Raw genomic sequence first — 24,247 nt, 5'->3', positions numbered from 1 at the left:
TTCTTCGCTCCAGCACCCACTGCTTTACTGTTTGGCCACCTTCCCGGCTTTTTCATCCTGCTCGCGGATCGTCAGGGCCTGATACTGCGGGTCGGCCGTGATCTGCTGCTCGGTGAACGGCAACACACTCAACCGCTTCTGCGAAAAGGCCAGGGTCTGGTCCCGGGCGTACTTCGACCCCGGGTCACTGGACAGCGAGAACGCCAGCAACCCTTGGGCCTGCGGCCCCTGGTCATCGAAGGTCACCACTTGCAAATAACTGGTGCCGCTGACGACTTCGCGTTTGCCGTCGGTTCTCGGCACGCTCTGAATGGCGTTATAAACCCCCAGGGTACCGGGTCCGCCGTGAATCGGCGTCTGCTGGCCGCCACTGCTGACCACCTGAATGTCACCCCAGTGGCTATCGGCCTTCAGCCCCGACTTGTGCACCTGCTCTACCGACGCCAGCATCGCTTCACGGACAGCTTTGGCGACGTGCGGACGATCTACCGCCAAACCACGCGGCGTGTGTTGCGGATCCTTCGGATCGAACCCGACACGCCAGACATCAGGTGCGTCCTGCAGCGCCTCCATGACGTTCTGGAAATGCACGAACCCCAGGCCACTGTCGAGATTCGCACTACGGTCCCAGGCCTTGAGGCTGGCGCACAACGGCGTCAGCGTCGGCGCATCGCCCCCCAGATCCGCTGCGCAGAATTGCAGCAGGTCCGGCATCACCTGGGTCGCCTGATACACTTGGTCGTCCATGACCATCCGTTGCAGGTCCGCCGCCGCAATCGGGCCGGTCTGGCTCAAGGTACCCAGGCGATCCAGGGCAAAGCGTGAACGCAGCCCCAAAGGCTGGCTGTCCTGGCTGATCAGCGGCGAGAAGCCGGTGAGCGGTTGTGCCGGGTTGGCCATCCAGGCCGAATCGTTAGAGTGCTGCACAAAATCCTTGCGCAACAGTTGCGGCAACCGGTCTGCCGCATAAATGCCTTTTTGCGCAGCCTGCGGATCGATGTCCCAGGCGCAGGCGCTGTTGGAACCGTCGAGCACGATCATCTGCAACCCGGCCCGAGGATCACTGCACTTGGCCAGTTTCTCGGCATTGACGTTCGGCACCACCGACAGGTTCATGTACAGCGTCTGCCCCTGGTCGTCCGCCGCCAGGGTGTTGACCCAAGGGATGCCCTGGATTTCATGCACTGACGCCTGCAATGCCTTGAGGCTGGTTGCACGGTTCATCGCGTACCACTGCTGCAGCACCCGATCGTTATCCAGGTTGGCGTCACGCAAGCTATAGGCGAACTGATGGTCCCAGTCGAGCTTCCCCGGCCACTGCACGATCGGGCCGAATTGCGAACTGTAGACCACATGGGACACCGCCCGGGTCTGGCCATCCGCCTGCTTCACGTTCACGGTCACCGTCTGTTGCTTCATCGGCAACGACTGGCCGTCGAGCAGGTAGCGGGTCGCATCCTTGGGGTCGAGTTGCAGGCGGTACAAGGTGAAATGTTTGGACGAGTCCACGGTGTGGGTCCAGGCCAGGTGCTGGTTGAAACCGATGTTGATCATCGGCAGCCCGGGCAACGCGGCGCCCATGACGTCCAGCTTGCCGGGAATGGTCAGGTGCATCTGGTAGAAGCGCATCCCGCCGACCCAGGGGAAATGCGGATTGGCCAGCAACATGCCGCGGCCATTGAAGGAACGCTCGCTGCCGACGGCTACCGCATTGCTGCCACGATCCAGGGCGAAGCGCTGCATGCGCGAATCGGCGAGCTGGAACGACGCCGGGTCGGCTGTCGCTTGAGCGACGGCTTTGGGCGGGGTGGCACCGGCCAGGGCTTCGGCAAATTGCCCTACTCCGCCTTCGACCAGCAGGCGACGGGTCAACTTGACCAGGTCCTGAGTCGTGATCGCACGCACCCAGTCGCCCTGGCATTGCGGCGACAAACCCTGGGGCCGACGCTCTTTCAGGGCGCGGTTGTAGCCGGCCACATAACCTTCCATGAGCTGGCGGATTTCCGGGATTTGCGCTTGCCAGAAGGCATCGACGGCCTGGGGGGTGTTCAACCAGGTGAAAAACACATCGCTGACCCGGTTTTCCCGCTCTTCAACGGTAAATTGATCCGGACCGAAATAGCGTGAGCGTTCGCCGTTCACCGTGGTGATCTCATTGGCCAGCAGGCACAGGTTGTCCTGGGCGTAGGCAAAGCCAATGCCATAGCCGAGGCCGCGCTCATTCTCGGCGCGAATATGCGGCACGCCGAAACTGGTGCGACGGATATCGGCAGTCGCCTGCTCCGGCTGGCTGCGTGCGCTTGCCGCAAGACTCAAGCCCACCAACATGCCGGCAAGGCTCAACCTGGTTAACTGCCTGGAAATAATCACGCTCGCTCCTGATCGTATAAACGAAGGTCACACCCTGCGTATTTGCCCGCAATGTGCCCCTCCCTAAGAACGAAGCGAACGAAAAAAATTTAGGGCTTTGGCCCCCGCCATTACGGCGTCTGACGTGGCGCTGACGCGATGGCGACAAAATTTCTACATCTGAGCCTTCATGATTTGCCCAGCTCATGCGTCTTATTGAATGAGAGCACTCATCACATTTTCCGGTTCAGGCTCTGAAAAGGAGTTTTTGCATGTACAACTCGCAACTGCCAACGGACGGTAGCGCTGCGCCAAAGGGCACCTCCATGGGCTCCGGCGTTTTCGATCAACGTACCGAGCGCCACGGCAACGAGCGGATCAGATTCCTGCTCAAGAGCTTTGGCCTGCGCACCAGCCTCATTCGCCTGAAGGTCATCGACGCCTTGCTGACCGCCGCCGAAAGCGACCGCAGCCTTGGGGTGCGTGGCGTGCACAGTCACTTGCTGGACCTGGACATCCCGTTGTCATTTCTCAGTGTGCGGGAAGTGTTGAAGCGCCTGTGCGGCGAAGGCGTGATCACCCTGAATCCGGACAAGAGCTACAGCCTGCATCCACAGGCCGCCGCCGTTCTTCACCCCGAGTAACCCGGCCGATGAGCGTCGCTCAGGGCTTGACCTTGCGGCGCATCACGCCATTGATCACCACCACGAGCACCGCTACGCCAATGGCGACGTACTGGAACAGCTTTTCGTCGATGACCCCGGTGTTCTGCAGATAAGAAAGGCCAAACATGATGCCCAGCACGACCAGGGAGATCAGAATCGAGTATTTCAAACGTTGCGATTGGGTCATTGCGTTTCCTGAATGTGAGTCTGAATGTGAGCCTGAAGCTGAAAAATGTATATCCGAATGCATGCCAGGCTCCTACCGTTTTTCAGGGGTGGGGGCTGCACACGGGGTCTCATGTTACAGCCGATGAAGAGTTTTGGCTTCTTGCGGTGATAAGCAGCTATCAACGCTGACCCCCTACGTTCCCTCCTTGAGGAAGATCTGCGGAGGCAACTTGAAGCTGCGCAGCTTGAGCAGTGCCATCGGCCCCGCGTCCAGCTCGGTGCGCAGGTGCCAGGTCAGGCCCAGGCCATCGGGCGCCTTGATGACGATGCGGTAGCGGCTGTCGCCATCGTCCAGCGGGGTGATTTGGGCTTGCTCCAGCAAGCGGATCAGGCCCCAGGTGCCCTGGAAGTCTCCAAACAGCCGTTCGCTGGCTTGCACGCTGGTCCAGGTCAGGCTGGTGCCGGGATGTTCGCCGTAGCCTGGCCAGCTGAAGCGCTGCCAGCTTTCCTTCTGGTTGAAGTATTCATGTTTGTTGCCATTGAGCACGAAAGTGGTTTGCACCACGTCGCGCACCGGCTTGCCACGCAGTTCGAACCCCAACCCCAGGCCACCGTCGGTGTAAAGCACGTCGGCCAGGCGGCTGAGCTGGTTGATCGCCGTAAGGAACTGCGGGTCGAAACGCAAGCCCTGGCTATGCCGCGGATCGACCACCCAGCGGCTGCCTTCCTTGCGCAATACGCCGCCCAGTTGCTGCTGCAGAAACTGTTCGATGCGCCCGGAGTCGGCGCGGATCATCTGCCCCAGCATCGGCAAGGACGCGTCACTGGCGGTGGCCGCAAAGGGATAGCGGCCGGCAAAGGCGCTGTGCCAGTCGCTGACAATTGCGCGCTGCCACTGGCGGTTGAGGCCCGCGGCCGAGGGTTGCAGGACCCGTTGCCAGGCCTGGTCCAGGGGCCGCACGAACAAGGTCTGGCCGATCCCGCCCCACTGCGCGCCGAGGCTGGCGGCGAGCAGGCTGCCATAGGCCTGGGTGTCGGTGAGGTCGAGGTTCTTGCCCTGGAACACGCTCTGCGCCAGGGTCTGGATCATGGCCTGCGGGTCGGGCGCGGTGCTGACTTGTTGCAAGGTCAGGCGTACCCGGGTCACCCGGGTGAGAAAGGCTTGCAGGTTCAGGCTGTCGTCACCGCGCTGGCTTTCGGGATCGGTTTTGCCCAACAGCGTCAGCAACGGGCCGAAGGTGGCGTCCAGCGGACCACTTGGTCCCTGCAGCTGCTGGTTGATCGCCGGCACCGGGGCCTGGCCGACCAGCTTTTGGGCGGACTGCATCAGCGACTCGGCCAACGCCTGGCCGCGGACGCCGGCCTGGCCCTGGTAGGCCAGGGTGTTCATCAGCGCGATCAATGGCGACTGGCGCACGTCGCTCATCAGTGTCAACTGGTCGATCACCTCGCCCAGGCTAGCGGCCGGCTGCCAGCGCAGGCGGTTGAGAAAATCCAGCCAGGCGCTGGCGTAGTCCTCGAAGTAGCGTTCCGTCAGGCGCGCCCGGAGCACGTCCGGGGTCAGGTCGGCGGCGAGGTCGGTGGGGTTGTCGCTGAGCACCCAATCGATTTCCTCGCGCCGCGCTTCGGCGATGGCCTCGATGGCCTGGCGTACCTGGCCTTCCCAGGCCTGGCGGGTAAACACGCCGGGCACGCTGGCCCGGGTGGCAAATAGCGCGCCGGCCTCGGTGTCGCCGACCATCTGCGCCAGGCTCAAGTCCGGGGTGTGATTGGCCGCGGCGTCGAGCACCTGTTGGTACAGGCTGGTTTCGGCATTGCGCTGGCCCAGTTGGCCGAGCAGCACTTGCCGGGCTTGGGCGACCAGCTTCGGGTCGGCCTTGATGCGCCATTCGGGGTGCGCGGCCAGGTGCTCGGCGTAGAACTGCCACAGGCTCGGCGCCAGGCCTTGCCACAGACCCGGCGATGTTCCGGCGCGCTGGGGTTCGGCGTCGATCAGCGTCTGGGTCAGGAAGGTCGCGTCGGTTTTGTCCGGGTGCGCCAGCATCAGGTAGGCCTTGAGGTGGTCGTAGGCTTCCCGGGCCCGTTGGGCGCGCTCGGCGCTCCCCGGGGGCAGCTTGATCAGGGCAGTGAGTTTCGCCTGCAGGTTGGCGGCGGCTGGATCGCGCAGGAGGCGGTTGTTGGCTTCGACATAGGCGGGCCATACCACCTGCAGCAAATTCTGGTTCTGGTTCAGGCCGAAGCGCTGGTACCAGGGGGTGCCGTGTTCGGCGCGGTAGTCCAGGCGTGCCAGTTCACGCATCAGGTCGTTCAGGGCCAGCAGTTGTGCGTCGCCCTGCCCGGCTTGTTCGAGCGATGCCAGTGCGCTTTGCACCTGGGCGATCTGCAGGCGGTTGGTGGCGAAGGACAGCAGCATGCCGGCGCCCCATACCAACGCCAGGCCCAGCACCAAGGCCGAGCCGATGCGGATGGGGTGGCCGCCCAAGCGGCGACTGTGCACGGCCTTGTCCTCGAGCACGCCCTGCCAGGCCGGGTCGATGGGCCAATGGTGCGCCGCGTGATCCTTGTGTGCAGCCAATGGCAGGCTGAACCACAGCCCGCGCAACGGCAGGCCCCGGGCGAATTCGCCGAACAAGGGCGCGAGCGCCTGACGCCAACGGGCAATGCCCTCGGCCTGCAGATCGCGCGACAGGCGCAGCAGGAAGTCGTGCTTCATGTCGCCGAAAATTTGCGCCCAGCCTGATTGGCGCAAGGGCAGGATCAGGTGGTCCAGGCCGGTTTCCAGGTTCACGGCAGTGGCGCCTGCGGGCAGCAGGCACCCGACCGGTTGAGACTCGCGAGTGGGCTGCGGCCACTCACTGTCGCAGACTTGCCACAGGTACAGCGGCAACTGCCACTGCAGGTGGCGGGCCAGGGTTTGCAGGTACCGCACGCCGGCGCCCATCGCGGTAGCGTCGCTCGACTGCGCCTTGTTCAGGGCCCAGATCACGCCGTCGAGTGCGCGCCAGCGGTTGAGGCTGCGGTACTGTGCAAAGGGTGCATCCTCCGCATTGCCCTGCACGCTGCCGCCCCAGATCAGGACGGTGTCCTGCCCTTCCAGCCAGTTCTCTTGGGTCAGGCCCGGGGCGATGGCCTGGATTTGCTCGGGTTCGCCGACGACCAGGATGAGGCGGATTTTGCGGCGCCAGAAGGGGCCGTAATTACGGTGGAGATGTTCTCGCAGCACCGATTCGGAAGAGGTGTCCGCCTTGGTTTTAGCGGCAGGCGCGGGAGCTGAAATGGCCCGATCATCGCCTTTTTGCTGCCGAAAAGAGACACGCCCCAGCTTCAGGCCCATAAACAAGTAACTACCGGCTAACACCATCACCAGCAAGATCAGGCTGATCGTGGCCCCCCACCAGATGGTTTGCTCTGTCGTTCCCGGCTGGATACCCAGCAACTCGGGTCGCCACCAGATCAGGAGACACAGGTTCGCTCCGAACACGATCACCACTGCCACTATCCACAACCACATCGAACGACTATTGCGCATCAGCTATTTATTCCTGATTCGGAGAGGGTGGCATGACGGCCGAGCACCACAACCACGCGTCGGCCGTACTGTCCCCACTGAAAATGAAGTGTGGCTCCCCCTCGTCGCGAATCGACTCCACCGCGGCAGCAATCGCTACCCAGGGCGTCGCGCAACCTGGATTGCCCAGAATGGAGTCGAGGTCGTGCAACCCCTGTGCAACCTTCACTGGCATCGCAACGTCGCTGACCGCCGTGGTGATCGCCGAAGCACGCTGGGCATCAGTACCGACCCGCCAGGCATGCCGAATCGACGCCGCCTCCACCGGCACCCAGTCGAGGGCTTGACGAGTGGCGTAGAGCAAACCTTCAGAGGTAGGCGTGCGCGCCGGTTCAGGGCGATGCAGATAAGCCAGCGGCTCCAGCGTGGTTTGCGTCAGGCGATTACCCAGCAGCAAACCCACCACCGCTTCGGCTGTATCTTCCGCTTGCGCGGGCGCAACCTGAAACGCCACGACCAGCAACAGCGTCTGTTCGCGGATGCGCTGATCCAGCCAGCCATCCACCGCTGCCAGCCCGCGGCCTTCAAGCCGTGTGGCCGTCTGGCGTATACCGGACTCGGACCAGACGTCCTGCCACAGTCTGCTGAGATTTTCCTCGGAAACACTGGAGTCCGTTTCCAGCAACAGGGCCAGAGGCTTATCCCCCGGCAGCTCTTGCAGCACCCGGGCGATGTCACTTAATACTTGCCGCAATACCCGCCGCAGCACCGTCTCAGGTAAATCGCCCTGTTCAACCGCCAAGCGGCTATGGCGAACGCCCTCTTCACAGGGCTGCCATGCAGGCTGGACCCGCAAGGCCTTGTGCGCATCGTGCAAAACCTCCCGCTGCGCCTCGCCATTTTGCGCCCCCAGCTCACGCAGTGCGGTGTGCAAACTTACCGCGAGCACCTGTTGCGAGCGGCGCCCCTGCCGCATTTTCTGAACCAGATCCGCTTCACGCTCGTCGTTCCAGCCGTCAACCACGCTCAACTGGCCGAGATACACCAACGCACGGATCAAGCCGAGGACACCCCAGATCGCCATGGGTGCCCCCAGCCCAATCTGCCAGAACAGAAGCGGTTGATGAGTAAAGGCGTCACCCCCCAACCACGACGTCAGCCCGAGACTCAGGAGCAATAACACCGGCAGCAGAACCAGCCAACGCCACGCACGCGGAGCCGGTGGCGCGGTCAGTTGAGGGGGTACCTCGTACAATTTGACCGGCATAAATCAACTCGCCGTCGCATTGGGCAAGGACGTAACCAAGGCACAGCCACAGGCGCACAAATGCCCATGAAAGGCGACGGGTATGCCGTTGTCACGAAAGGTTGGATGCCCCTCGCTAATCACTGTCGGACCATGTTTTCCACACCGGACCGGATCACCTTGACGGGCCACGCCGATACCGCCAAAGCGCATCCCCGTTGCGCCTGATAGCACAGCACCGCCGCCGGTAGTGCCGTCGCCGATTCGGATAATTCCTTTCATATCTTTCCCTTTTTAAACATGATCAATTTTTATAACCGCACCATTATTTCTGAGCAGAAAGACGTCGCACGGCTATATCGCTCTGGAAATTTCGGTCAAGCCACCCTGCTCGCTCCGCATATAAAAACTGCAATAAGCACAAATCTCACTATAAAAGCTACATTGAACCTCCAACCCCGCCCGCCTCCACGTTATATATCTTTCACCACGATCTCCGCCCCACTCCTCATAATCAACAACTTGTAATATCGTGCTTACTTCAGTTGGTTTCATACCAATAAAACAATATGGAGATGTTTCATGGAGATTGATTGCGAAAGGCCTGTTAGACACACGCTCTGCCAACTTTATCTCTCGCCAAGTCCTCCTCAACGGCACGTGACGCAACACCCTAATAAGACTGCGCCTTTCTTTTACTGAAAAAATAAATCCTGTTTTTCGCACGATACTGTAAACACCCAAGCACACTGCTGCGATCGAACATTTCGCCACAACCAAAAAAATATGCCATAACGCGAGCAAGATAAAGTACGCAACCCTACCTAAAAGCCTGGCAATCCAGAGAAGAAAAACGATAGATCCATGGATAATCTTTCTCATTTTAATTACTAATACCTGCCCATAGCTCAATATACGATCCATCATCATTCCCTGAGATGAGGTTCGCTTCCCTGACAGTGAGTTCCTGGAACGATGAACTGCGCTTCGCGCTCAGGCCAGGTATACAGTTCGTCCGGTTCACCTTTGGGAAAGAAGCCTCGTTCCGGGACCTCGATGAATTCGCCGTCCACCCGGCGGATCAGCGTCCAACCGGTTTCAACCAACTCACGCTCGCGCCAATCGAAATCGCGTTTATCAGCATCGGTAGCAAACCATGTCCTACGTATGAGCCCACGCCGAACTTTCTTGCCACCCTTAAATCTCTCTGTGGGATACAGCCATTGCGCAGCTGCAAAATCTACGTCCGGTAGATAAACTCCCATTTGTTTGGGACGTTCATCACTCTCTATACGTACGCTGGGATCCAGCTCATAGCGGGGAATACGTTGAGGCAGTTCATTGAGTCGATAGATTCTGTCTTGTCCGTTATAGGTTAAATCACCTTCATTCCAGTTTCCTCCGGACGTTTTCGCTAATCGCCCATCCAAATTTGAAGCCCATTCTCGCGTTGCCGAAATACGCTGTCTTTCCTCCTCAAGCATCCAGCGATTCCTGAATTCACTGAAACATTGGTCATTAAAATTTATGGTGCCACTGGTGCTGAACGCCGATGGATCATTATTCACGCGGTGGATATAAGCGTTGATATAGTTATCCCGCTTAATACGGGTTTCTGGCAAAAGACGGTGACCCCAGACTATATCGCCTTGTTGCCATTGCGGTTTGCTACGCTCGTGCGGATCGAGAATCGCTTGCAAGCGTGCAAAAGCTGCCTCGTGGGCGTCAATCCACTCGATAATCGCATCGCGAGTAACAGCGAAGTGCTCGGGGGAACTGAAGCTTTCCAGCAGATAGCATTCAAGCGGATGCAAAACGGCCATTTCAAGACTTCCCCTTAGGTTCGGTACAAGACCCACCATCAGCCCGTGCGATCAAGGTCCACTTCACCGACTGCTCGTCCTTGTGCGGCAGGCGCTGGCCGTTTTGCAGGTCGAGGTATTCAAAGCCCTTGCGGCCGAAGATCGACCATTTGCCGGTGTGGCTTGCGGGCTCTCCCGACAGAGCCGTGATAAAGACACCATCCCGTCTGATGAACTGCGCTTCGCGCTCGGGCCAGGTGTACAGCTCGTCCGGTTCACCCTTAGGGAAGAAGCCTCGTTCCGGTACTTCAATGAATTCTTCTTCTACACGCCGGATCAGTGTCCAACCAGTTTCGACCAGTTCACTCTCTGTCCAGTCGTAGTCAGGCTTACCAGTATCAGGTATGACCCAAGTACTACGTCTTACGCCACGCCGAACTTTCTCGCCTCCCTCGACCCACTCGGTGGGATACAGTAAGTGTGCGGCTGCAAAATCTACATCCGGCAGATAAATACCCATCTGCTTGGGGCGTTCGTTCTTTTCTATCCGCACGCTTGAATCCAGCACATAGCGCGGAATACGCTGAGGCAATTCAGCAAGTCGATAGACTCTGTCTTGTCCGTTATAGGTCAAATCACCTTCATCCCACTCCCCCCCAGCAGTCGTACCTAGCCATCTATCGAGTTCGCTAGCACGATCTCTTGCTAGCGAAATGCGCCGTCGCTCTTCTTCAGTCATCCAGCCATCCCAGAACTCATCAATACCCCGATTCCAGTTGATTAAAGTGTTACCAACGCCTTGGAATGTCTGCGGATCGCTATGGCAGCGCAAAATATAGGCCTTGATGTAACGCTCTCGAGCGGGGCGTATGTTGGGCAATACTCGCGTCCCCCAAATCACATCGCCCTGCTGCCATACAGGCTTGCTGCGCTGTCGCGGATCAGATTCACGCTGGAGCCTTGCATAAGCATCCTCATGCGCGTCTATTAATTCGATCACCGCATCACGAGTGGCGGCGATGTGCTCAGCTGAACTGAATCTTTCCAACAAGTAGCATTCAAGAGGGTGAAGTACGGCCATGTTCAAGTCCTTTTATTCGTACCAGTTGTGGGTCAAATCGGGCAGGCCCAAGTAGGGTTTAAGCGGGTCTAAGCCGGGGTTGCCGGTACCGTCGTCATAGCCCCAACCGGTGCTCTTTCGAGGACTTGTAAAGCCCGGCTTGAGGTTATTTGGATCTATTAAAATCTGTTCCCGCCCTCCCTCCAATTTATAAGTATCCATTGATTCAAATTTTTGTGTGGCCGCACGCCCCTCCCAAACTTTTAGGGGTTGCCCCGGCGGTACGGTGTAAACCAAGTACTCGCCGTTTTCATTCCAGCTTTTCCAGACCGCAAAATTACGTCGCCATTCGCTTTTCGAAGTAAGTCTTTGAAATTCAGCCTCGCGCATCCAAAAGCCGCCATTGTCGAAGGATTTCGCGCCGGGCTCCACGACCCGATATAGACGCTCGCCGGGTAATACTTCAGTCGCGCGCATAGAATCATCGAAAGTACTGAACTTATTTTTCATTGGGCCTTTGGAAGTTGCGCTAATATCTGGCCAGCCCTCAGCAATACTTTTCAATGCGCTTGATGGAAGCTTTTTCAAGGCGGGATAACTCGAATTTTTAACTTTATCCACCCAATCCGGTTTTTTCTGTTGGATCAACTCCAGCTCGGCATTCTCGCGATTTCCTAACACATGGTTATTATTTCCCAACCGAGCACGATAAGCGTTGTCTCCTTCCACCCGCAGGCGGTTGATGATCTGGTCCAGACAGTCCTGCGCTGGCCGCAGGGCCTTTGCCATTCCTTCATCAGCCTTATTCCTGACGCCCACTAAAACTGACCACAATCGCTCTACTCGAACACGTAATACTTCCGGACCAAACCTGGTAACTGAATCGAAAAGCTGACGCGTCATCTGCATAAGTTCATCGAATTTTTCCAGCAACCCCTTAACTGCAAGACTATTCTTCACGTCATCCAGTTTTCCAGCCAAATACAGAAAGGGATTATGAATTTTCATCCTGGCCAAAAGCTTCCTAACTTTTGGATCGTTCAAATAGAGCTTCAGAAACGACACAGCCTTATCAATCACTGGCGTTTCTATTCTCGACATAGTCGCTGTCGCTTTAAAGATATCCCTACGCACCTGAAATATTAAAACCTTGAAACACCCTTTAACCAATGACCCCAAAGTCGGAAACAAACCGATAAGCGTCAGAACCAATGCGACCCAGGCCCAGGTATCGTCGGTGTCCTTGTTGATCTTTCGGCAATTGGCAACCAAATCACGCACATCGCCGATCTGATCCACGAGGGGAATCATGAAAATCAACGTTCCAGTGACAGTTTGTGCCGTACTCGGATTTTCATGAAAATCCCCCTGTAACACTTCCCACAGCCAGAGACATTTCCCTTCGACGCCTGAGTAAGCGTCCTGTGGAGCAGGCTCGTAGAACGCCAAGGCGTTTTGCAGTTCCTGATTCATGCGAGTTCCATGTTCAACGACAAGAAAAATACCAATAGAAGGTGTATGCAACTATTCCGGCGCGGCGTTGCCGGGGCTTGAAGCATTTCCATTGCGCCTGCCATCGCAAGAGGGAACGAGTTCCCCACCGTCTGCCAGAGGAATATATTGAAAGTACTCCAGAGTTCCATTTATGGCGTTACTGATACAAAAAACAGCTGTATAGCGATCTCTTGGTCGGGAAGCGTTAACCAAACTAAATACGTATGTACTATTCACTTCAAGCCTCAATGGATAAGTCTTTACTTTATAGTCGTCCAGCTCGTAACCCTCTGGCACGACGCCAAAGACAATACATTCACCCGGTTGCAGCTCTAATGGTTTGGCATCCGATTTAAGTGCAACCCCCCAAGCGCCGGCATTTCGCACATAACTTTGCGACAATGATATCCAACCGACCGAAAACGTTTTCCCTGCATCAGTTGGCAAACAAATAGCTGGCCTACTATCAATCGAAGCAATAGTGGCGGATTCCATACGACCAAATGATGTTGCATGGGCACAACCCCAAACCATCCAATTGAACCCAGTTAATAAAAAAGCTGTGAAATTCATATTTTTTCCGTGTGGGCGGGTTCATCAATCGAATGCTGTAGTAACAAGTCATAGGAAGGCCAAGGCTGATCCGGCTCAGGCTCAGGAAGCTGGTACTGCACACACGCCGGCTTATCCGGAACCGGGCTGTGCAGAGCATGACCTCGCTCGTCGAGCTTCCCTTGCAGCACCAGGCCATTGTCAAACGTCAGGGTATAAGGCACGTCTGCAACGGGCTTGGCCGCAGCATCGTAGAAGTTCAACAGCAGCCTGTTGGGCATGTCGGCCAGCGGGTCGGCCAATGGTGAGAGTGCAGTTTTCAATCTGCCCGCCGACTGGATGTAATCGAAGTGCGGAGACTTGATTTCGACTTCACCCGGTGAGCCAATTTCGATGCGGTAGGGATCGATGGCGATGTAGTTGCTGCCGACGTTGAGGGTGATTTTCTTTTTCGCAGTGATGCGAATTTCGTCCTCGGTGCTGCTGATGTCGATACCTTGCCTGGCCAACAGTTCAAGGCGGTCGTTCTGTGCCTGGATCGATACAGCGCCCTGGTTGGCAATTAACTTCAACCCGAGCTTTTGTGCGAACAGTCCAATGGCTTGACCTGCCGTCACCGTAAAACGCTTGAGCACACTAAAGTCAGTGTTGTTGCTCACTGCGCTAAGGGTCTGACCAGCCGCCAACTGCAAATGCTCTGGCGTTACCAGCGCCACGCCGGCGGGAGCCGAGACGAGCAAACCGGCTTCTTTCAATTGCCCCAACGTGGCTTTCAGGTGCTTGGGCACAGCCTCATCCGCCTGCAGTCCCCCAGCCACTACGGCGTTACGCGCCAACCCTTGCACACGTTGCAATGCCTCTTCCAATTGCGCCAGGGCTTCACTCATGTCGAGCGTTTCGCCCTGCGCTTTCGGCTGTTCATCGGCACTGATAAACAACCCCTTCCCCGCCCGAATCGCCCCCCAACCATCGGTGCGCAGTTCAAACCCTTCGCCACGCTTCTGCTGCTCGGCATCGACCAAATGCCCGAGGTTGAGCTGGCTCTTGCCACTGTGCTCAGTACTGAGCTTGACGTGCTCCTCGCCGCGCGTGTCCTCCATCCGCAGCTTGTTGTTGGCCGGCGTGCGCAGCACGTTGCGTTTGTAATTGCGCGCGCGCAGGGTCACGTGGTCCGGGTGCTGGCTGTCGTGCAGGGCATGGGCGATGTAGGGGCGATCCGGGTCGCCCTGTTCGAAGGCCACCGCCACTTCGGTGCCGGCGATCAGCGGCAAATGCAGGCCATGGGTGTCGCCGGCGTAGGGTCGGGCCAGGCGCAGCCACATGCTTTCCTGGCCGGGTTTCCAGGTGTCGCGGTCGAACAGGAAGTGCACGCGGTAGCGCCCTTCGACGTCGATCTCGGCGTAGGGGTCGTGTTTTTGCGGGTTGCTGACCCGGGCCGGGACGGTGCCGGCGATCTGCGGTTTGGCCAGCAGTGGCGGGCGGAAGCACACGCTTTCCGAATAGGGGATGGCCTGGAACCGGGCTTCGAAGCTGGCATCGCGGGCGGCGCGGGTGCTCAGGTGGGTGATCACCGTGCCGGGGGCGAAGGCCTGGGGCGCGCCGCCGGAGATCATCAGCTTCTGGCCGGGGGCCAGGCTCGCGCTGCTGCTGGTGCCGCTGAGGCGGGTCTGATCGTTGAGGTAGCGTTCGTGTTGCAGGCGGGCGTAGAAGTAGCCGGTTTCTGGCGGCAGGTCTTCGTAGAATTGGTAGCGGTCGCCGAGGGCGGTGTAGGGTTCGGCGTAGTGGTAGGCCTCGCCGTAGGTGGTGGTCGCGCCGCGGGTGTGGTCGATCTCGCCGTCCAGGTGGGCGCGGGCGTCACGGTGCTGGTAGGTGCGGATGTTGACCTGGCGTTCCACCACCTGGTGGTGGGTTTGCAAGGCCCAGACGCCGTCCTGCTCGCTGCTGCTCAGTCCGGCGGGTGGGTAGTAAGGCAGCTCGATGCCGGATTGGTAATGCAGCTGATCGTCACGGAATTCGACGACGTCGATGTGCAGGCGTTCGTCGCTGGTGAAGCGGTACCAGATGCCGACGTCGGCCAGCAGCCGGGCGATGAAGGCCAGGTCGCTTTCGCCGTATTGCATGACTTGCAGGCGTTTGGGGTAGTCCCGCGTGAGCTTGAAGTAAAAATCCTCGCCCCGGAAGTCGTGGCGGCTGCGCAGGATGTGTTCGACGATTTCCGGCACCGACTGGTGTTGGTAGAGGCGGAACTGCTGGCCGCGGGCGAGCAGTGCCAGGCGCGGTTGCAGGGTGATTTCGTAGCGGGCTTCGTCGACGGAACCGGACAGGCGCTTGAAGCCGGTGATCACGCCGTTGAAGGTGCGCAGCGGTTTGACCTTGAGGTCCCGGGTCAGGAAGGTGAGCTGGCGTGGCACGGGGTGGAGGCTGAACTGGGCCTCGCGGTTGAGCAGTTGGTCGGCGGCGATGTCCTGTTCGGTGCAGGTGAATTCGACGACGTAGTGGAACGGCTGGCTCAGTTGTTCTTCGCCGTGGAAGGTCAGGACGTCGAGGGTCGCGTCGAAGTTATGGACGCGCAGCTTGTGCCGGCTGTGGTCGAAGAAGATGGGTGTTGGGCTGGGCATGGTCAGGCCTTCCTGGTCTGAATATTGACGATCAGGAAGGGCTTTGCTTCCACCCTGGTCCTGGGGGTTGGAAGCTTTGGTGAAGTTGACTTAGTTGGAAATAGGACGCTTCTGATGGGTGCGTAGGAAACGTCGATACAAAAATGCAGCGAATCTTCCTACTCGCCACACCTCCCTTTTCGAGCGCACTCCCCACACGCAACCTAGAGAACCATTAGTAGGAAGTGATCTCTCCCCACCTTTTTTACTCAAAGCGTCAATAGGGAATACAGCGTCTGCGGTATTTTTTGAAACACTCTCATACCTAATTGGCGGAAAAAACGGTCAGAATGAATCTTTTCTGGTCGTAACCCGAAACGAGACCCCCATGCGAACCCATCTGCGTCTGGCCGCCCTGAGCGCCCTGTTCATCTCCTCCCTGGCCCAGGCCGCCGACCTGATCCCGATCGAGGTCCACCGCGACGCCAACTGCGGCTGCTGCAAAAAATGGATCAGCCATCTGGAAGCCAACGGCTTCAAGGTCGACGATCGCGTCGAAACCAACATGAGCGAATTCAAGCAACAGCACGGCGTGCCGCCGCGTCTGTCGTCGTGCCACACCGGCCTGATCAACGGCAAATTCGTTGAAGGCCATGTGCCTGCCGATCAGGTACTGGCCTTGAGCAAGCGCAACGATCTGCTGGGTGTCGCCGCCCCCGGCATGCCCATGGGTTCGCCCGGCATGGAAATGGACGGCATGAGCGATGCCTATCAGGTGATCGGCCTGAAAAAGGATGGCACTGACGTGGTAGTGGCGGACTACCCTGCCCATTGATGTCCGGTGCGTATATCGGGCTGTTTTTCGCCGCGTTCGGTGCCGCGACCCTGCTGCCGCTGCAGTCCGAAGCGCTGCTGGTGGGGTTGCTGCTCAGCGACCGGTATTGGCTCTGGCTGTTGCTGGCCGTGGCCACGCTGGGCAATGTCCTGGGGTCGTTGGTCAACTGGTGGCTGGGCCGTGGCATCGAACGCTTCCGCGATCGGCGCTGGTTTCCGGTCAGTCCTCGCCATCTGGAAAAAGCCCGAATCAATTATCAGCGCTACGGTCACTGGTCCTTGCTGCTAAGTTGGGTGCCGGTCATCGGTGATCCGCTGACCTTGGTGGCCGGTGTGATGCGCGAGCCGCTGGGGCGATTCCTGCTGATCGTGACCCTGGCCAAGGGCGCCCGCTATGGTGTACTGGCCCTCGCCACTCTGGGCTGGATGGGTTGAACGATCTTTCGCCGCGATTGCCTGTGTTTAATGTCGCCCTAATCATGCCGATCCAGCATCGGCGGATTTCCTATGGAGTTTACCCATGCCCCAGACACGCTCGCGCTGGCTGCCCAGCCTGCTGTTGACCGCCGCGCTGCCGGTCATCGCTCACGCCGAAGGCCCGGAATATGGTCCGCAGCTGCAAGGGTTCGAGTACCCCTACACCGTCAAGCATTTCGACTTTCAGTCCCAAGGTAAAACCCTGCAAATGGGTTACATGGACGTCGCCGCCAACGGCAAGGCCAACGGACGCAGCATCGTGTTGCTGCATGGCAAGAATTTCTGCGGCGCAACCTGGGACACTTCGATCAAGGCCCTGAGCGACGCCGGTTACCGGGTCATCGCCCCGGACCAGATCGGTTTCTGTACGTCCAGCAAGCCGGACAACTACCAATACAGCTTCCAGCAACTGGCCACCAACACCCAGCAACTGCTAAAGGCCCTCGGCATCCAGAAGGCCACGTTGCTCGGGCATTCCACCGGCGGCATGCTCGCCACCCGCTATGCGCTGCTGTATCCCGATCAGGTCGATCAGCTGGCACTGGTCAACCCCATCGGCCTGGAAGACTGGAAGGCCCTCGGCGTTCCCTATCGCACGGTGGATCAATGGTATGAGCGCGAACTGAAGGTCACCGCCCAAGGCATCCGCGACTATGAGCGCAGCACCTATTACGACGGCCGCTGGAAGCCCGAGTTCGACCGCTGGGTGGATATGCTCGCGGGCCTGAGCAAAGGTCCGGGCAAGACTCAGGTGGCGTGGAATTCGGCGTTGATCTACGACATGATCTTCACCCAGCCGGTGTACTACGAGTTCAAGGACTTGAAGATGCCGACGCTGCTGCTGATCGGTACTTCCGACTCCACGGCCATCGGCAAGGACCTTGCGCCGCCCGAGGTCAAGGCGAAAATCGGTCACTACCAGGTACTCGGCAAACAAGTGGCGAAACTGATTCCCCAGTCGACGCTGGTCGAATTCCCCGGCATGGGCCACGCGCCGCAGATGGAAGAACCGGCGAAATTCCACCAGGCGTTGCTGGCCTGGCTAAGCAAAACCGACCCCCTTCGTTGATGAGGTAAGGCTGATGGCGGTGCAGATTGCGGTAATCGATGACTGGCAGGATGTCGCCCGGGACGTGGTGGACTGGTCGGCGCTGGACGCCATCGGCCAGGTGAGTTTTATTCATGATTACCCTGCCGACAACGCAACCCTGGCGCAGCGCCTGGGTGAGTTCGAGGTGATTTGCGTGATGCGCGAGCGCACCCGGTTCGACGAGGACCTGTTGCGGCAGTTGCCGACACTCAAACTGCTGGTCACCGGCGGCATGCGCAACGCCGCCCTGGACCTGAACGCCGCTGCCGCGCTGGGCATTCAGGTTTGCGGCACCGACAGCTACAAACACGCCGCGCCAGAATTGACCTGGGCGCTGATCATGGCCGCCACGCGTAACCTTGTGGGGGAAGCCAACGCCTTGCGCGCGGGTGCCTGGCAACAAAGCCTGGGTGGCGACCTGCACGGCAAGACTTTGGGGATTCTCGGCCTGGGCAGCATTGGGCAACGTGTCGCCCGGTTCGGCCAAGTGTTCGGCATGCGGGTGATTGCCTGGAGCGAAAACCTGACCGCCGAGCGTGCGGCGGAAGTCGACGTGACTTATGTCAGCAAGCAGGAACTGTTCGAACAGGCCGATGTGCTGTCGGTGCACCTGGTGCTCAGCGAGCGCAGCCGGGGCATGGTCGACGCCCAGGCGCTGGACTGGATGAAGCCTACGGCGCTGCTGGTCAACACCGCCCGCGGGCCGATCGTCGATGAATCGGCGTTGATCAAGGCCTTGCAAAAACAACGGCTGGCCGGCGCGGCGCTGGACGTGTTCGAGCAGGAGCCTTTGCCCGCGCATCATCCGTTCCGGACGTTGGAAAATGTGCTGGCTACGCCCCATGTCGGGTATGTCAGTCGGCAGAACTATCAGCAGTTCTTTTCGCAGATGATCGAGGATATTCAGGCCTGGGCAGCAGGTGCGCCAATCCGGTTGCTGGGCTAACGCCAGACAATCAAGCGCTGCACGCCGCAAAACGTGTGGGAGCGAGCTTGCTCGCGATGACGGACTTCCAGCCAACATTGATGTTGAATGTGTAGGCCCCATCGCGAGCAAGCTCGCTCCCACAGGGGTTGGGCTAACCGACCTTCACCGCCACGAATGCCACCGTGACATAGGGCACCGTCACTACATCCTTGCCACGCAGATCGGGTTCCCTGGCAATCATCGCCCGTATCTGCTCATCAACCTTCGCCCGCTCCTGCGCCGGCAATGCCGCGACGAAGCAGGTGGAGCGCACGCGGTTGAAAATCACATCCTCCGGCGGCCCTGTATGCCCATGGCTGAAGTGCTGCTCCTGCAGCGGCCCGAACGCCGAATGGGGAAACGCCCGGCGCCAGGCCCCGGTGTAGAAGCGCGGGGTGTCACCCTCCAGCGCATTGACGATCGCATCCAGTTTCGGCACCCAGCTCATGCGGGTATCGCGCAAGTTCCACACCAGCCCCAGCTTGCCGCCGGGCTTGAGGACCCGGGCGATTTCGTCCAATGCGTCGCTGTTGGCAAACCAATGAAAGGCCTGGGCGCAGACCACTACATCTACCGAAGCATCCGGCAGCGGCAGATCCATGGCCGTGCCACTCACGGCGAGCACTTCAGGCAAGGCAGCGGACAGTTTCTCGAGCATCTGCGCCACCGGCTCTATGGCAATCACCTGCGCTCCGGTCGCCACCAACCGCGCGGTAAACTTACCGGTGCCGGCGCCCAGGTCGATCACGCTCTTATCCGCGTTCAACCCGAGCGTGCCCGTCAGCCAATCGGCCACTTGCGGCGGATAATCCGGCCGACCGCGGACGTAGGTCTCGGCACCGGTTTTATAGCCGGCAGCCGCCGAATGATGGACCTGATCTCTCATGGCAGTGCTCCGGATCGACGTCGAGTGCTGTCGAGCATAGCGCCTCGATTTGAGCTTTCCTTGAAAAGACCGCCAGAAAAAAATGAATAATTGTTCATGCTGTGGTGTTCACCTCCCATCATCCATGAAGATTGCTTCGCCGGGCGCGAGCAGAACTATTCAACTATGTCGGCCTGTTTGATGTCCCAACCTTTACCCGGTTCGAACTGAAACGAAAAAACCTGTGGAGCATCGCCAATGAACATCCGTCTTGCTGCTTTCACTACCCCGCTGCTGCTGGCCTTCGCGCTGTCCGGTTCACTTGCATTCGCCGAGGGTGATGAAGAGGAACCTGTCAAAAAACCCAACTGCCCCAAAGGTCAGGTCTGGGACAGCAAGCAGCAGAAATGCCTGATGCAAAACAGCAGCCTGGTCCCGGACGCCGACCGTACCGATTACGCCTATCGCCTGGCCAAGGACGGTCGCTACGAAGAAACCCTCGCGCTGCTCGACACGCTGCAACAGCCGAATACCGCCAAGGCCTTGAACTATCGCGGTTACGCCACGCGTAAACTGGGGCGCACCGACGAAGGCATCGGGTATTACCTGCAAGCGGTAAAACTCGACCCGCAGTACGCGCAAGTGCGTGAGTACCTGGGCGAGGCCTATGTGATCACGGGGCGGCTGGACCTGGCGCAGGAGCAGTTGCAGCAGATCAAATCGATCTGTGGCAGCACCTGCGAGGAGTACCAGGATCTGGCCGCAGCCATCAACGACTCATCGAAAACCTGACACCCCGAGCGGACGGAGGTCGCCATCGCCAGCGATCAGGCAATACGGGCCGAACTGGGCCAGCATCTGGCGCGTCTATGGCGCTACGGCCTGCTGCTGTCCCGGCAACGGCATGTCGCCGAAGACCTGGTCCAGGCCACCTGCGTGCGCGCGCTCGAACGTGCCGGACAGTTCGTCCCGGGCACCCGCATGGACCTTTGGCTACTGAGCATTTTGCATTCGATCTGGCTCAACGAAGTCCGCTCGCGCCGGGTGCGTCAGGGCCAGGGTCTGGTGGATGCCGGCCACGCCTTGTCATTCGACGGTGAATCCGCGGCGCAAACCCATGTCCTCGCTGTTCAGGTGATCCGCCGCGTCGATGCTTTGCCCGAAGCCCAGCGCGAAACGGTATTTCTGGCCTACGTCGAGGGCTTGTCCTATCGCGAGGTCGCCGAGGTCTTGCAAGTGCCCATCGGCACCGTCATGAGCCGCCTCGCCGCCGCGCGGGTGAAGCTCGCCGAGTATCCGCCGCTGCACGCCGTGCCGGGCCCTTCCACAGGAGAACGTCGATGAACGATCACGCGATACCTTCGGACGAGCAACTGGTGGCCTACCTCGACGACCAACTCGACAGCGAACAGCGCAGCCGCATCGACGCCGCCATCGCCGAAGACTCAATGCTCAACCTGCGCCTGCAATGGCTGGCCCGCAGCAGCCTGCCATTCAAGGACGCCTACGATGAAGTGGGCCGACAAGCGCCCACGGAACGCTTGCAGTCCATGCTCGACAACTTGCCCAGCCCTGAGCGCCCCGCCATGGACCGGCGCTGGTTCATGGCGGCGGCGGCCGCACTGGTGGTCAGCGGCGTGGTGGCGGACCGGTTGTTCCTCGGCTGGCAACTGAGCCTGCGGAAAAACAGCTGGCGCGGCCTGGTCGCGGACTACATGGCGCTCTACGTGCCGCAAACCCTGGACCATCTGCCCAGCGACGAAGCGGCCCAGCGTGCACAACTGCGCACCCTCGACGCGCGCCTGGGCCTCACTCTGGTACCGGCCAAACTGACCTTGCCGCGCCCGCAATTCAAGCGCGCGCAAATCCTCGAATACGACGGCGTGCCCATCGCCCAGATAACTTACCTGGACCCGGCGCACGGCGTGTTGGCGCTGTGTGTCACCCGCTCCAACAGCGGCAGTCGACAGTTTGCCCATGAGAAGCGGCATGGAATGAACGTCGTCTATTGGGCTGACATGGAACACGCGTGGATGCTGATCGGGCATAACCCGGCAGCGGAATTGGAGGATATGGCCAGGTTATTGCGCAGCCGACTTAGCGCATGATCCTGTTTGTAACTATGCTTGGCGTCTAATTTCCAAGGAGGAACCTACCCATGCCGATTTCTTCACGCACAGCCTTGCTGGTCATCGACGTACAGAACGACTTCATCCCCGGCGGCCAGTTGGCGGTACCCGAAGGTGACCTGATCGTGCCATTGATCAATCGCCTCGGCGGCCTGTTCAAGCAAGTCATCATCGCCCAGGACTGGCACCCGGCCGGACACACCTCGTTCGCCTCCAGCCACCCGGACCGCAAGCCTTACGATGAGATTCAATTGCCCTACGGCGCGCAGACGCTCTGGCCTGAGCATTGCGTGCGAGCCACACCCGGTGCCGAGCTGCACAGGGATCTGGCCCTGCCCCATGCGCAACTGATCATCCGCAAGGGCTGCAACCCGGACATCGACAGCTATTCGGCGTTTCTGGAAGCAGATCGCACGACCACCACAGGGTTGGCCGGGTACTTGAAAGAACGGGGTATCAACACGGTTTACCTGGTCGGGCTGGCACTGGACTTCTGCGTAATGTTTTCCGCCCTCGATGCACGGGCGGCAGGGTTCAACGCAACGGTGGTAACGGATGCTTGCCGGGCGATTGATCTGGAGGGCTCGCTGGCTGCGGCCATCGAGCGGATGCAGGTGGCTGGCGTGAATCTGATTCAATCAAGCGAATTATTTGGCGAATAGTCACCCTATGGATCGCTCCCATGCTCCCGCGCGGGGGTGCACCCAGAGGCGTCCTGCGTCACAGCGATTGCCCCGCATGTGCAGCCGCCACGCTCTCGCCAAGTGATGTAAGCGTTGATACCGCTGCGATCAGCTGCGCAATGGCCTGTGGGAGCGGGCTTGCTCGCGATGGCGGTGGATCAGCCGATGCTGATGTTGAATGCTCAACCGCTATCGCGAGCAAGCTCGCTCCCACAGATTCCGCTCCTTGACTGACTGATATTCTGGCCCCCATTGCGAGGCGAAGCGGTCCCGCCCATTCCTCAATCGACCCGGCCGACACGCAGTTCGTCCGGCCAGAACAACGCCGCCTGCCCCCGATGCTCGCCGTGCCGATCGATCAGCGTCCAGACCTTGCCCTCATGAATCATGAATGCATGGCCGTCCCTGTCCACCCGATAGCCACTGTAGCCATGGGCAATGCCATTGGCCGTGACCTGCTCCAGCAGCGACTGGCGCATGGCGCGGTCCAGTGGCGAAGCGCTGAACCGTGACGGCATGCCAAGAAACTGTGAGCGAGGGTATTTGAAGCAGGCCAGCGTCTGTTCATTGGCATAGAAGAAACGAGGGTCTTCTTCAGTGCCATGGGCCAGCAGGCTGTAAGGTGCCTGTGCGTGCAGCCAGTGCAAGCGCTCAAGGCCGGTCAGCGCTTGAGGGGCCGGCAGGCTTTCACCCGTCCAGTGCCGGTAAGCGTCGTCCAGCAATTGCACATGAGCGATGTATTCATTGATCGGCGACACGCACCCTCCCCTGCAAAAGCATTGATTATCCGACGCGGTGTAGCCTATCGAAACCCGCCTGAAAAATCCGCAACCGCACCGGTCATGCCAGCCGATTAACCACAAAATCCACAAAAGCCTTCAATTTGGGCAGCGATTTCCTGGAACGGGGATAGACCATCTGCACCGGCTTGGGCGGCGGCACGCAGGCATCGAGGATCCTGACCAGTTCGCCGTTGGCCAGGGCGGCCGACACCAGGAAATCGGGTTGCATCAGTATCCCCTCTCCGGCCACGGCCGCCTGCAGCAGCACCTGGCCGTCATTGCTCTTCAATACGGCACCTTCAGGCCAGGGCACTTCGTTGGTGCCGCTTTGCAGTGGCCAGGCAAACCGGTTGTTCCAGGAGGTGTGGGTGAGAATTCGATGCCGGTACAAGTCTTCAGGAGACTGGGGTTCCTGCCATTTTTCCAGGTACCGGGGCGACGCGCAGATCACCATTCGATACGGCGGCAATGGCTTGGCCAACAGGTTGACGCCGATCAGCTCGGAGATCCGAAAAGCCACATCAAATGACGTCTCGTACAGGTCCAGCACTTCATTGCTCAGAATAAGCTCGACCTGGATCTGCGGATAACGCTGCATGAACTCGGCCACCAGTGGACCGACCAATGACACACCCAGGGTCATCGGCGCGGTGATGCGCAACAGGCCGCTCGGCTCCGGGCTCGACGCCTCCACCCGACTGAACGCGTACTTCACCTGTTCCAGGGCCAATTTGGCTTCTTCGTAAAACAATCGCCCCTCCCCTGTGATGGATTGCCGCCGGGTGGTGCGCTGAATCAGTCTGGTATTGAGGGTTTTCTCCAGGCTCTGGATATGCCGTCCGACCATGACCGCCGACATGCCGACCGCCGTCGCCGCATCGGCGAAGCTGCCCGCCTCGACCACGGCGACGAATACTTCCATTTGCCTGAGTTTGCTCATGTACGTGCCTTGTAAAGGGATGAAAACGACCGCTGACCC

General features: G+C 59.4%; 22 protein-coding genes. 9 read left to right on the top strand and 13 right to left on the bottom strand.

Annotation, left to right across the window (positions count from 1 at the left end; all coding sequences use genetic code 11):
- Positions 1-24: 24 nt before the first annotated feature.
- Positions 25-2,370 (bottom strand): bifunctional acylase PvdQ, encoded by a 2,346-nt coding sequence (pvdQ, locus tag ACA067_RS13370; protein ID WP_497462195.1) that lies wholly within the window; start codon positions 2,368-2,370, stop codon positions 25-27.
- Between the two features lie 251 nt (positions 2,371-2,621).
- On the opposite strand from pvdQ, the gene ACA067_RS13365 reads away from it, so the two are divergent.
- Entirely contained in the window at positions 2,622-2,993 is a 372-nt protein-coding gene (locus ACA067_RS13365) for a fe2+ zn2+ uptake regulation protein (RefSeq protein ID WP_497462194.1), read from the top strand.
- 19 nt (positions 2,994-3,012) lie between these two features.
- Here ACA067_RS13365 and ACA067_RS13360 read toward each other — a convergent pair whose 3' ends face one another.
- The 9 genes from ACA067_RS13360 to ACA067_RS13320 form a co-directional block, all read right to left on the bottom strand.
- Positions 3,013-3,201, bottom strand: coding sequence for a hypothetical protein (locus ACA067_RS13360; protein ID WP_497462193.1), 189 nt, complete (start codon positions 3,199-3,201; stop codon positions 3,013-3,015).
- A 174-nt stretch (positions 3,202-3,375) separates the two neighbouring features.
- The gene (locus tag ACA067_RS13355; RefSeq protein WP_497462192.1) at positions 3,376-6,711 is read right to left on the bottom strand and encodes an ImcF-related family protein; all 3,336 of its coding nucleotides are present in this window, start codon (positions 6,709-6,711) and stop codon (positions 3,376-3,378) included.
- Positions 6,712-6,718: 7 nt separating this feature from the next.
- Complete coding sequence (locus ACA067_RS13350) at positions 6,719-7,957, bottom strand: KPHS_23130 family T6SS system protein (RefSeq protein ID WP_497462191.1); 1,239 nt, start codon at positions 7,955-7,957, stop codon at positions 6,719-6,721.
- Positions 7,958-7,960: 3 nt separating this feature from the next.
- Complete coding sequence (locus ACA067_RS13345) at positions 7,961-8,218, bottom strand: PAAR domain-containing protein (protein ID WP_497462190.1); 258 nt, start codon at positions 8,216-8,218, stop codon at positions 7,961-7,963.
- 644 nt (positions 8,219-8,862) lie between these two features.
- Positions 8,863-9,759, bottom strand: a complete 897-nt coding sequence (locus tag ACA067_RS13340) for a hypothetical protein (protein WP_497462189.1) — start codon at positions 9,757-9,759, stop codon at positions 8,863-8,865.
- A gap of 1 nt (position 9,760) precedes the next feature.
- Complete coding sequence (locus tag ACA067_RS13335; RefSeq protein ID WP_497462188.1) at positions 9,761-10,819, bottom strand: hypothetical protein; 1,059 nt, start codon at positions 10,817-10,819, stop codon at positions 9,761-9,763.
- Positions 10,820-10,831: 12 nt separating this feature from the next.
- A complete protein-coding gene (locus tag ACA067_RS13330; protein ID WP_497462187.1) occupies positions 10,832-12,271 on the bottom strand; it encodes a hypothetical protein in 1,440 nt (479 codons plus the stop codon).
- Between the two features lie 51 nt (positions 12,272-12,322).
- The gene (locus ACA067_RS13325) at positions 12,323-12,865 is read right to left on the bottom strand and encodes a hypothetical protein (protein WP_497462186.1); all 543 of its coding nucleotides are present in this window, start codon (positions 12,863-12,865) and stop codon (positions 12,323-12,325) included.
- A complete protein-coding gene (locus ACA067_RS13320; RefSeq protein ID WP_497462185.1) occupies positions 12,862-15,462 on the bottom strand; it encodes a type VI secretion system Vgr family protein in 2,601 nt (866 codons plus the stop codon). The genes ACA067_RS13325 and ACA067_RS13320 overlap by 4 nt, the downstream gene beginning before the upstream one ends.
- A gap of 367 nt (positions 15,463-15,829) precedes the next feature.
- Here ACA067_RS13320 and ACA067_RS13315 point away from each other — a divergent pair, with 367 nt between their 5' ends.
- From ACA067_RS13315 to ACA067_RS13300, 4 genes are all read left to right on the top strand, one after another.
- Positions 15,830-16,276 carry a DUF411 domain-containing protein gene (locus tag ACA067_RS13315; RefSeq protein ID WP_497462184.1) on the top strand — a complete coding sequence of 149 codons (447 nt, stop codon included), beginning with the start codon at positions 15,830-15,832 and terminating at the stop codon, positions 16,274-16,276.
- On the top strand, positions 16,276-16,710 hold the full coding sequence (locus ACA067_RS13310) for a YqaA family protein (RefSeq protein WP_497457003.1): 435 nt from the start codon (positions 16,276-16,278) through the stop codon (positions 16,708-16,710). The genes ACA067_RS13315 and ACA067_RS13310 overlap by 1 nt, the downstream gene beginning before the upstream one ends.
- An 85-nt stretch (positions 16,711-16,795) precedes the next feature.
- Positions 16,796-17,821, top strand: a complete 1,026-nt coding sequence (locus tag ACA067_RS13305; RefSeq protein ID WP_497462183.1) for an alpha/beta fold hydrolase — start codon at positions 16,796-16,798, stop codon at positions 17,819-17,821.
- Between the two features lie 13 nt (positions 17,822-17,834).
- Positions 17,835-18,788, top strand: coding sequence for a D-2-hydroxyacid dehydrogenase family protein (locus ACA067_RS13300; RefSeq protein WP_497462182.1), 954 nt, complete (start codon positions 17,835-17,837; stop codon positions 18,786-18,788).
- Between the two features lie 133 nt (positions 18,789-18,921).
- Here ACA067_RS13300 and ACA067_RS13295 read toward each other — a convergent pair whose 3' ends face one another.
- Positions 18,922-19,695 (bottom strand): class I SAM-dependent methyltransferase, encoded by a 774-nt coding sequence (locus tag ACA067_RS13295; RefSeq protein WP_497462181.1) that lies wholly within the window; start codon positions 19,693-19,695, stop codon positions 18,922-18,924.
- A gap of 237 nt (positions 19,696-19,932) precedes the next feature.
- Here ACA067_RS13295 and ACA067_RS13290 point away from each other — a divergent pair, with 237 nt between their 5' ends.
- Genes ACA067_RS13290 through pncA form a run of 4 tightly spaced genes read left to right on the top strand, consistent with a single transcriptional unit; the run spans position 19,933 to position 22,465 of the window.
- Complete coding sequence (locus ACA067_RS13290) at positions 19,933-20,466, top strand: tetratricopeptide repeat protein (RefSeq protein ID WP_497462180.1); 534 nt, start codon at positions 19,933-19,935, stop codon at positions 20,464-20,466.
- A 54-nt stretch (positions 20,467-20,520) separates the two neighbouring features.
- Entirely contained in the window at positions 20,521-21,018 is a 498-nt protein-coding gene (locus tag ACA067_RS13285) for an RNA polymerase sigma factor (RefSeq protein WP_497462774.1), read from the top strand.
- Positions 21,015-21,782 carry an anti-sigma factor family protein gene (locus tag ACA067_RS13280; protein ID WP_497462179.1) on the top strand — a complete coding sequence of 256 codons (768 nt, stop codon included), beginning with the start codon at positions 21,015-21,017 and terminating at the stop codon, positions 21,780-21,782. Before ACA067_RS13285 ends, ACA067_RS13280 begins: the two co-directional genes overlap by 4 nt.
- A gap of 50 nt (positions 21,783-21,832) precedes the next feature.
- Positions 21,833-22,465 carry a bifunctional nicotinamidase/pyrazinamidase gene (gene pncA, locus ACA067_RS13275; RefSeq protein ID WP_497462178.1) on the top strand — a complete coding sequence of 211 codons (633 nt, stop codon included), beginning with the start codon at positions 21,833-21,835 and terminating at the stop codon, positions 22,463-22,465.
- A 302-nt stretch (positions 22,466-22,767) separates the two neighbouring features.
- Here the strand turns inward: pncA and ACA067_RS13270 are convergent, their stop codons facing one another.
- Both ACA067_RS13270 and ACA067_RS13265 read right to left on the bottom strand, forming a co-directional pair.
- Positions 22,768-23,244, bottom strand: a complete 477-nt coding sequence (locus ACA067_RS13270) for an MEKHLA domain-containing protein (RefSeq protein ID WP_497462177.1) — start codon at positions 23,242-23,244, stop codon at positions 22,768-22,770.
- 82 nt (positions 23,245-23,326) lie between these two features.
- Entirely contained in the window at positions 23,327-24,208 is an 882-nt protein-coding gene (locus tag ACA067_RS13265; protein ID WP_497462176.1) for a LysR family transcriptional regulator, read from the bottom strand.
- Positions 24,209-24,247: the final 39 nt, after the last annotated feature.

The sequence above is a fragment of the Pseudomonas sp. LBUM1674 genome, assembly GCF_059695635.1.
The sequence above is the reverse complement of the archived record's forward strand: the minus strand, read 5'-3'. Positions and strand labels throughout refer to the sequence as shown.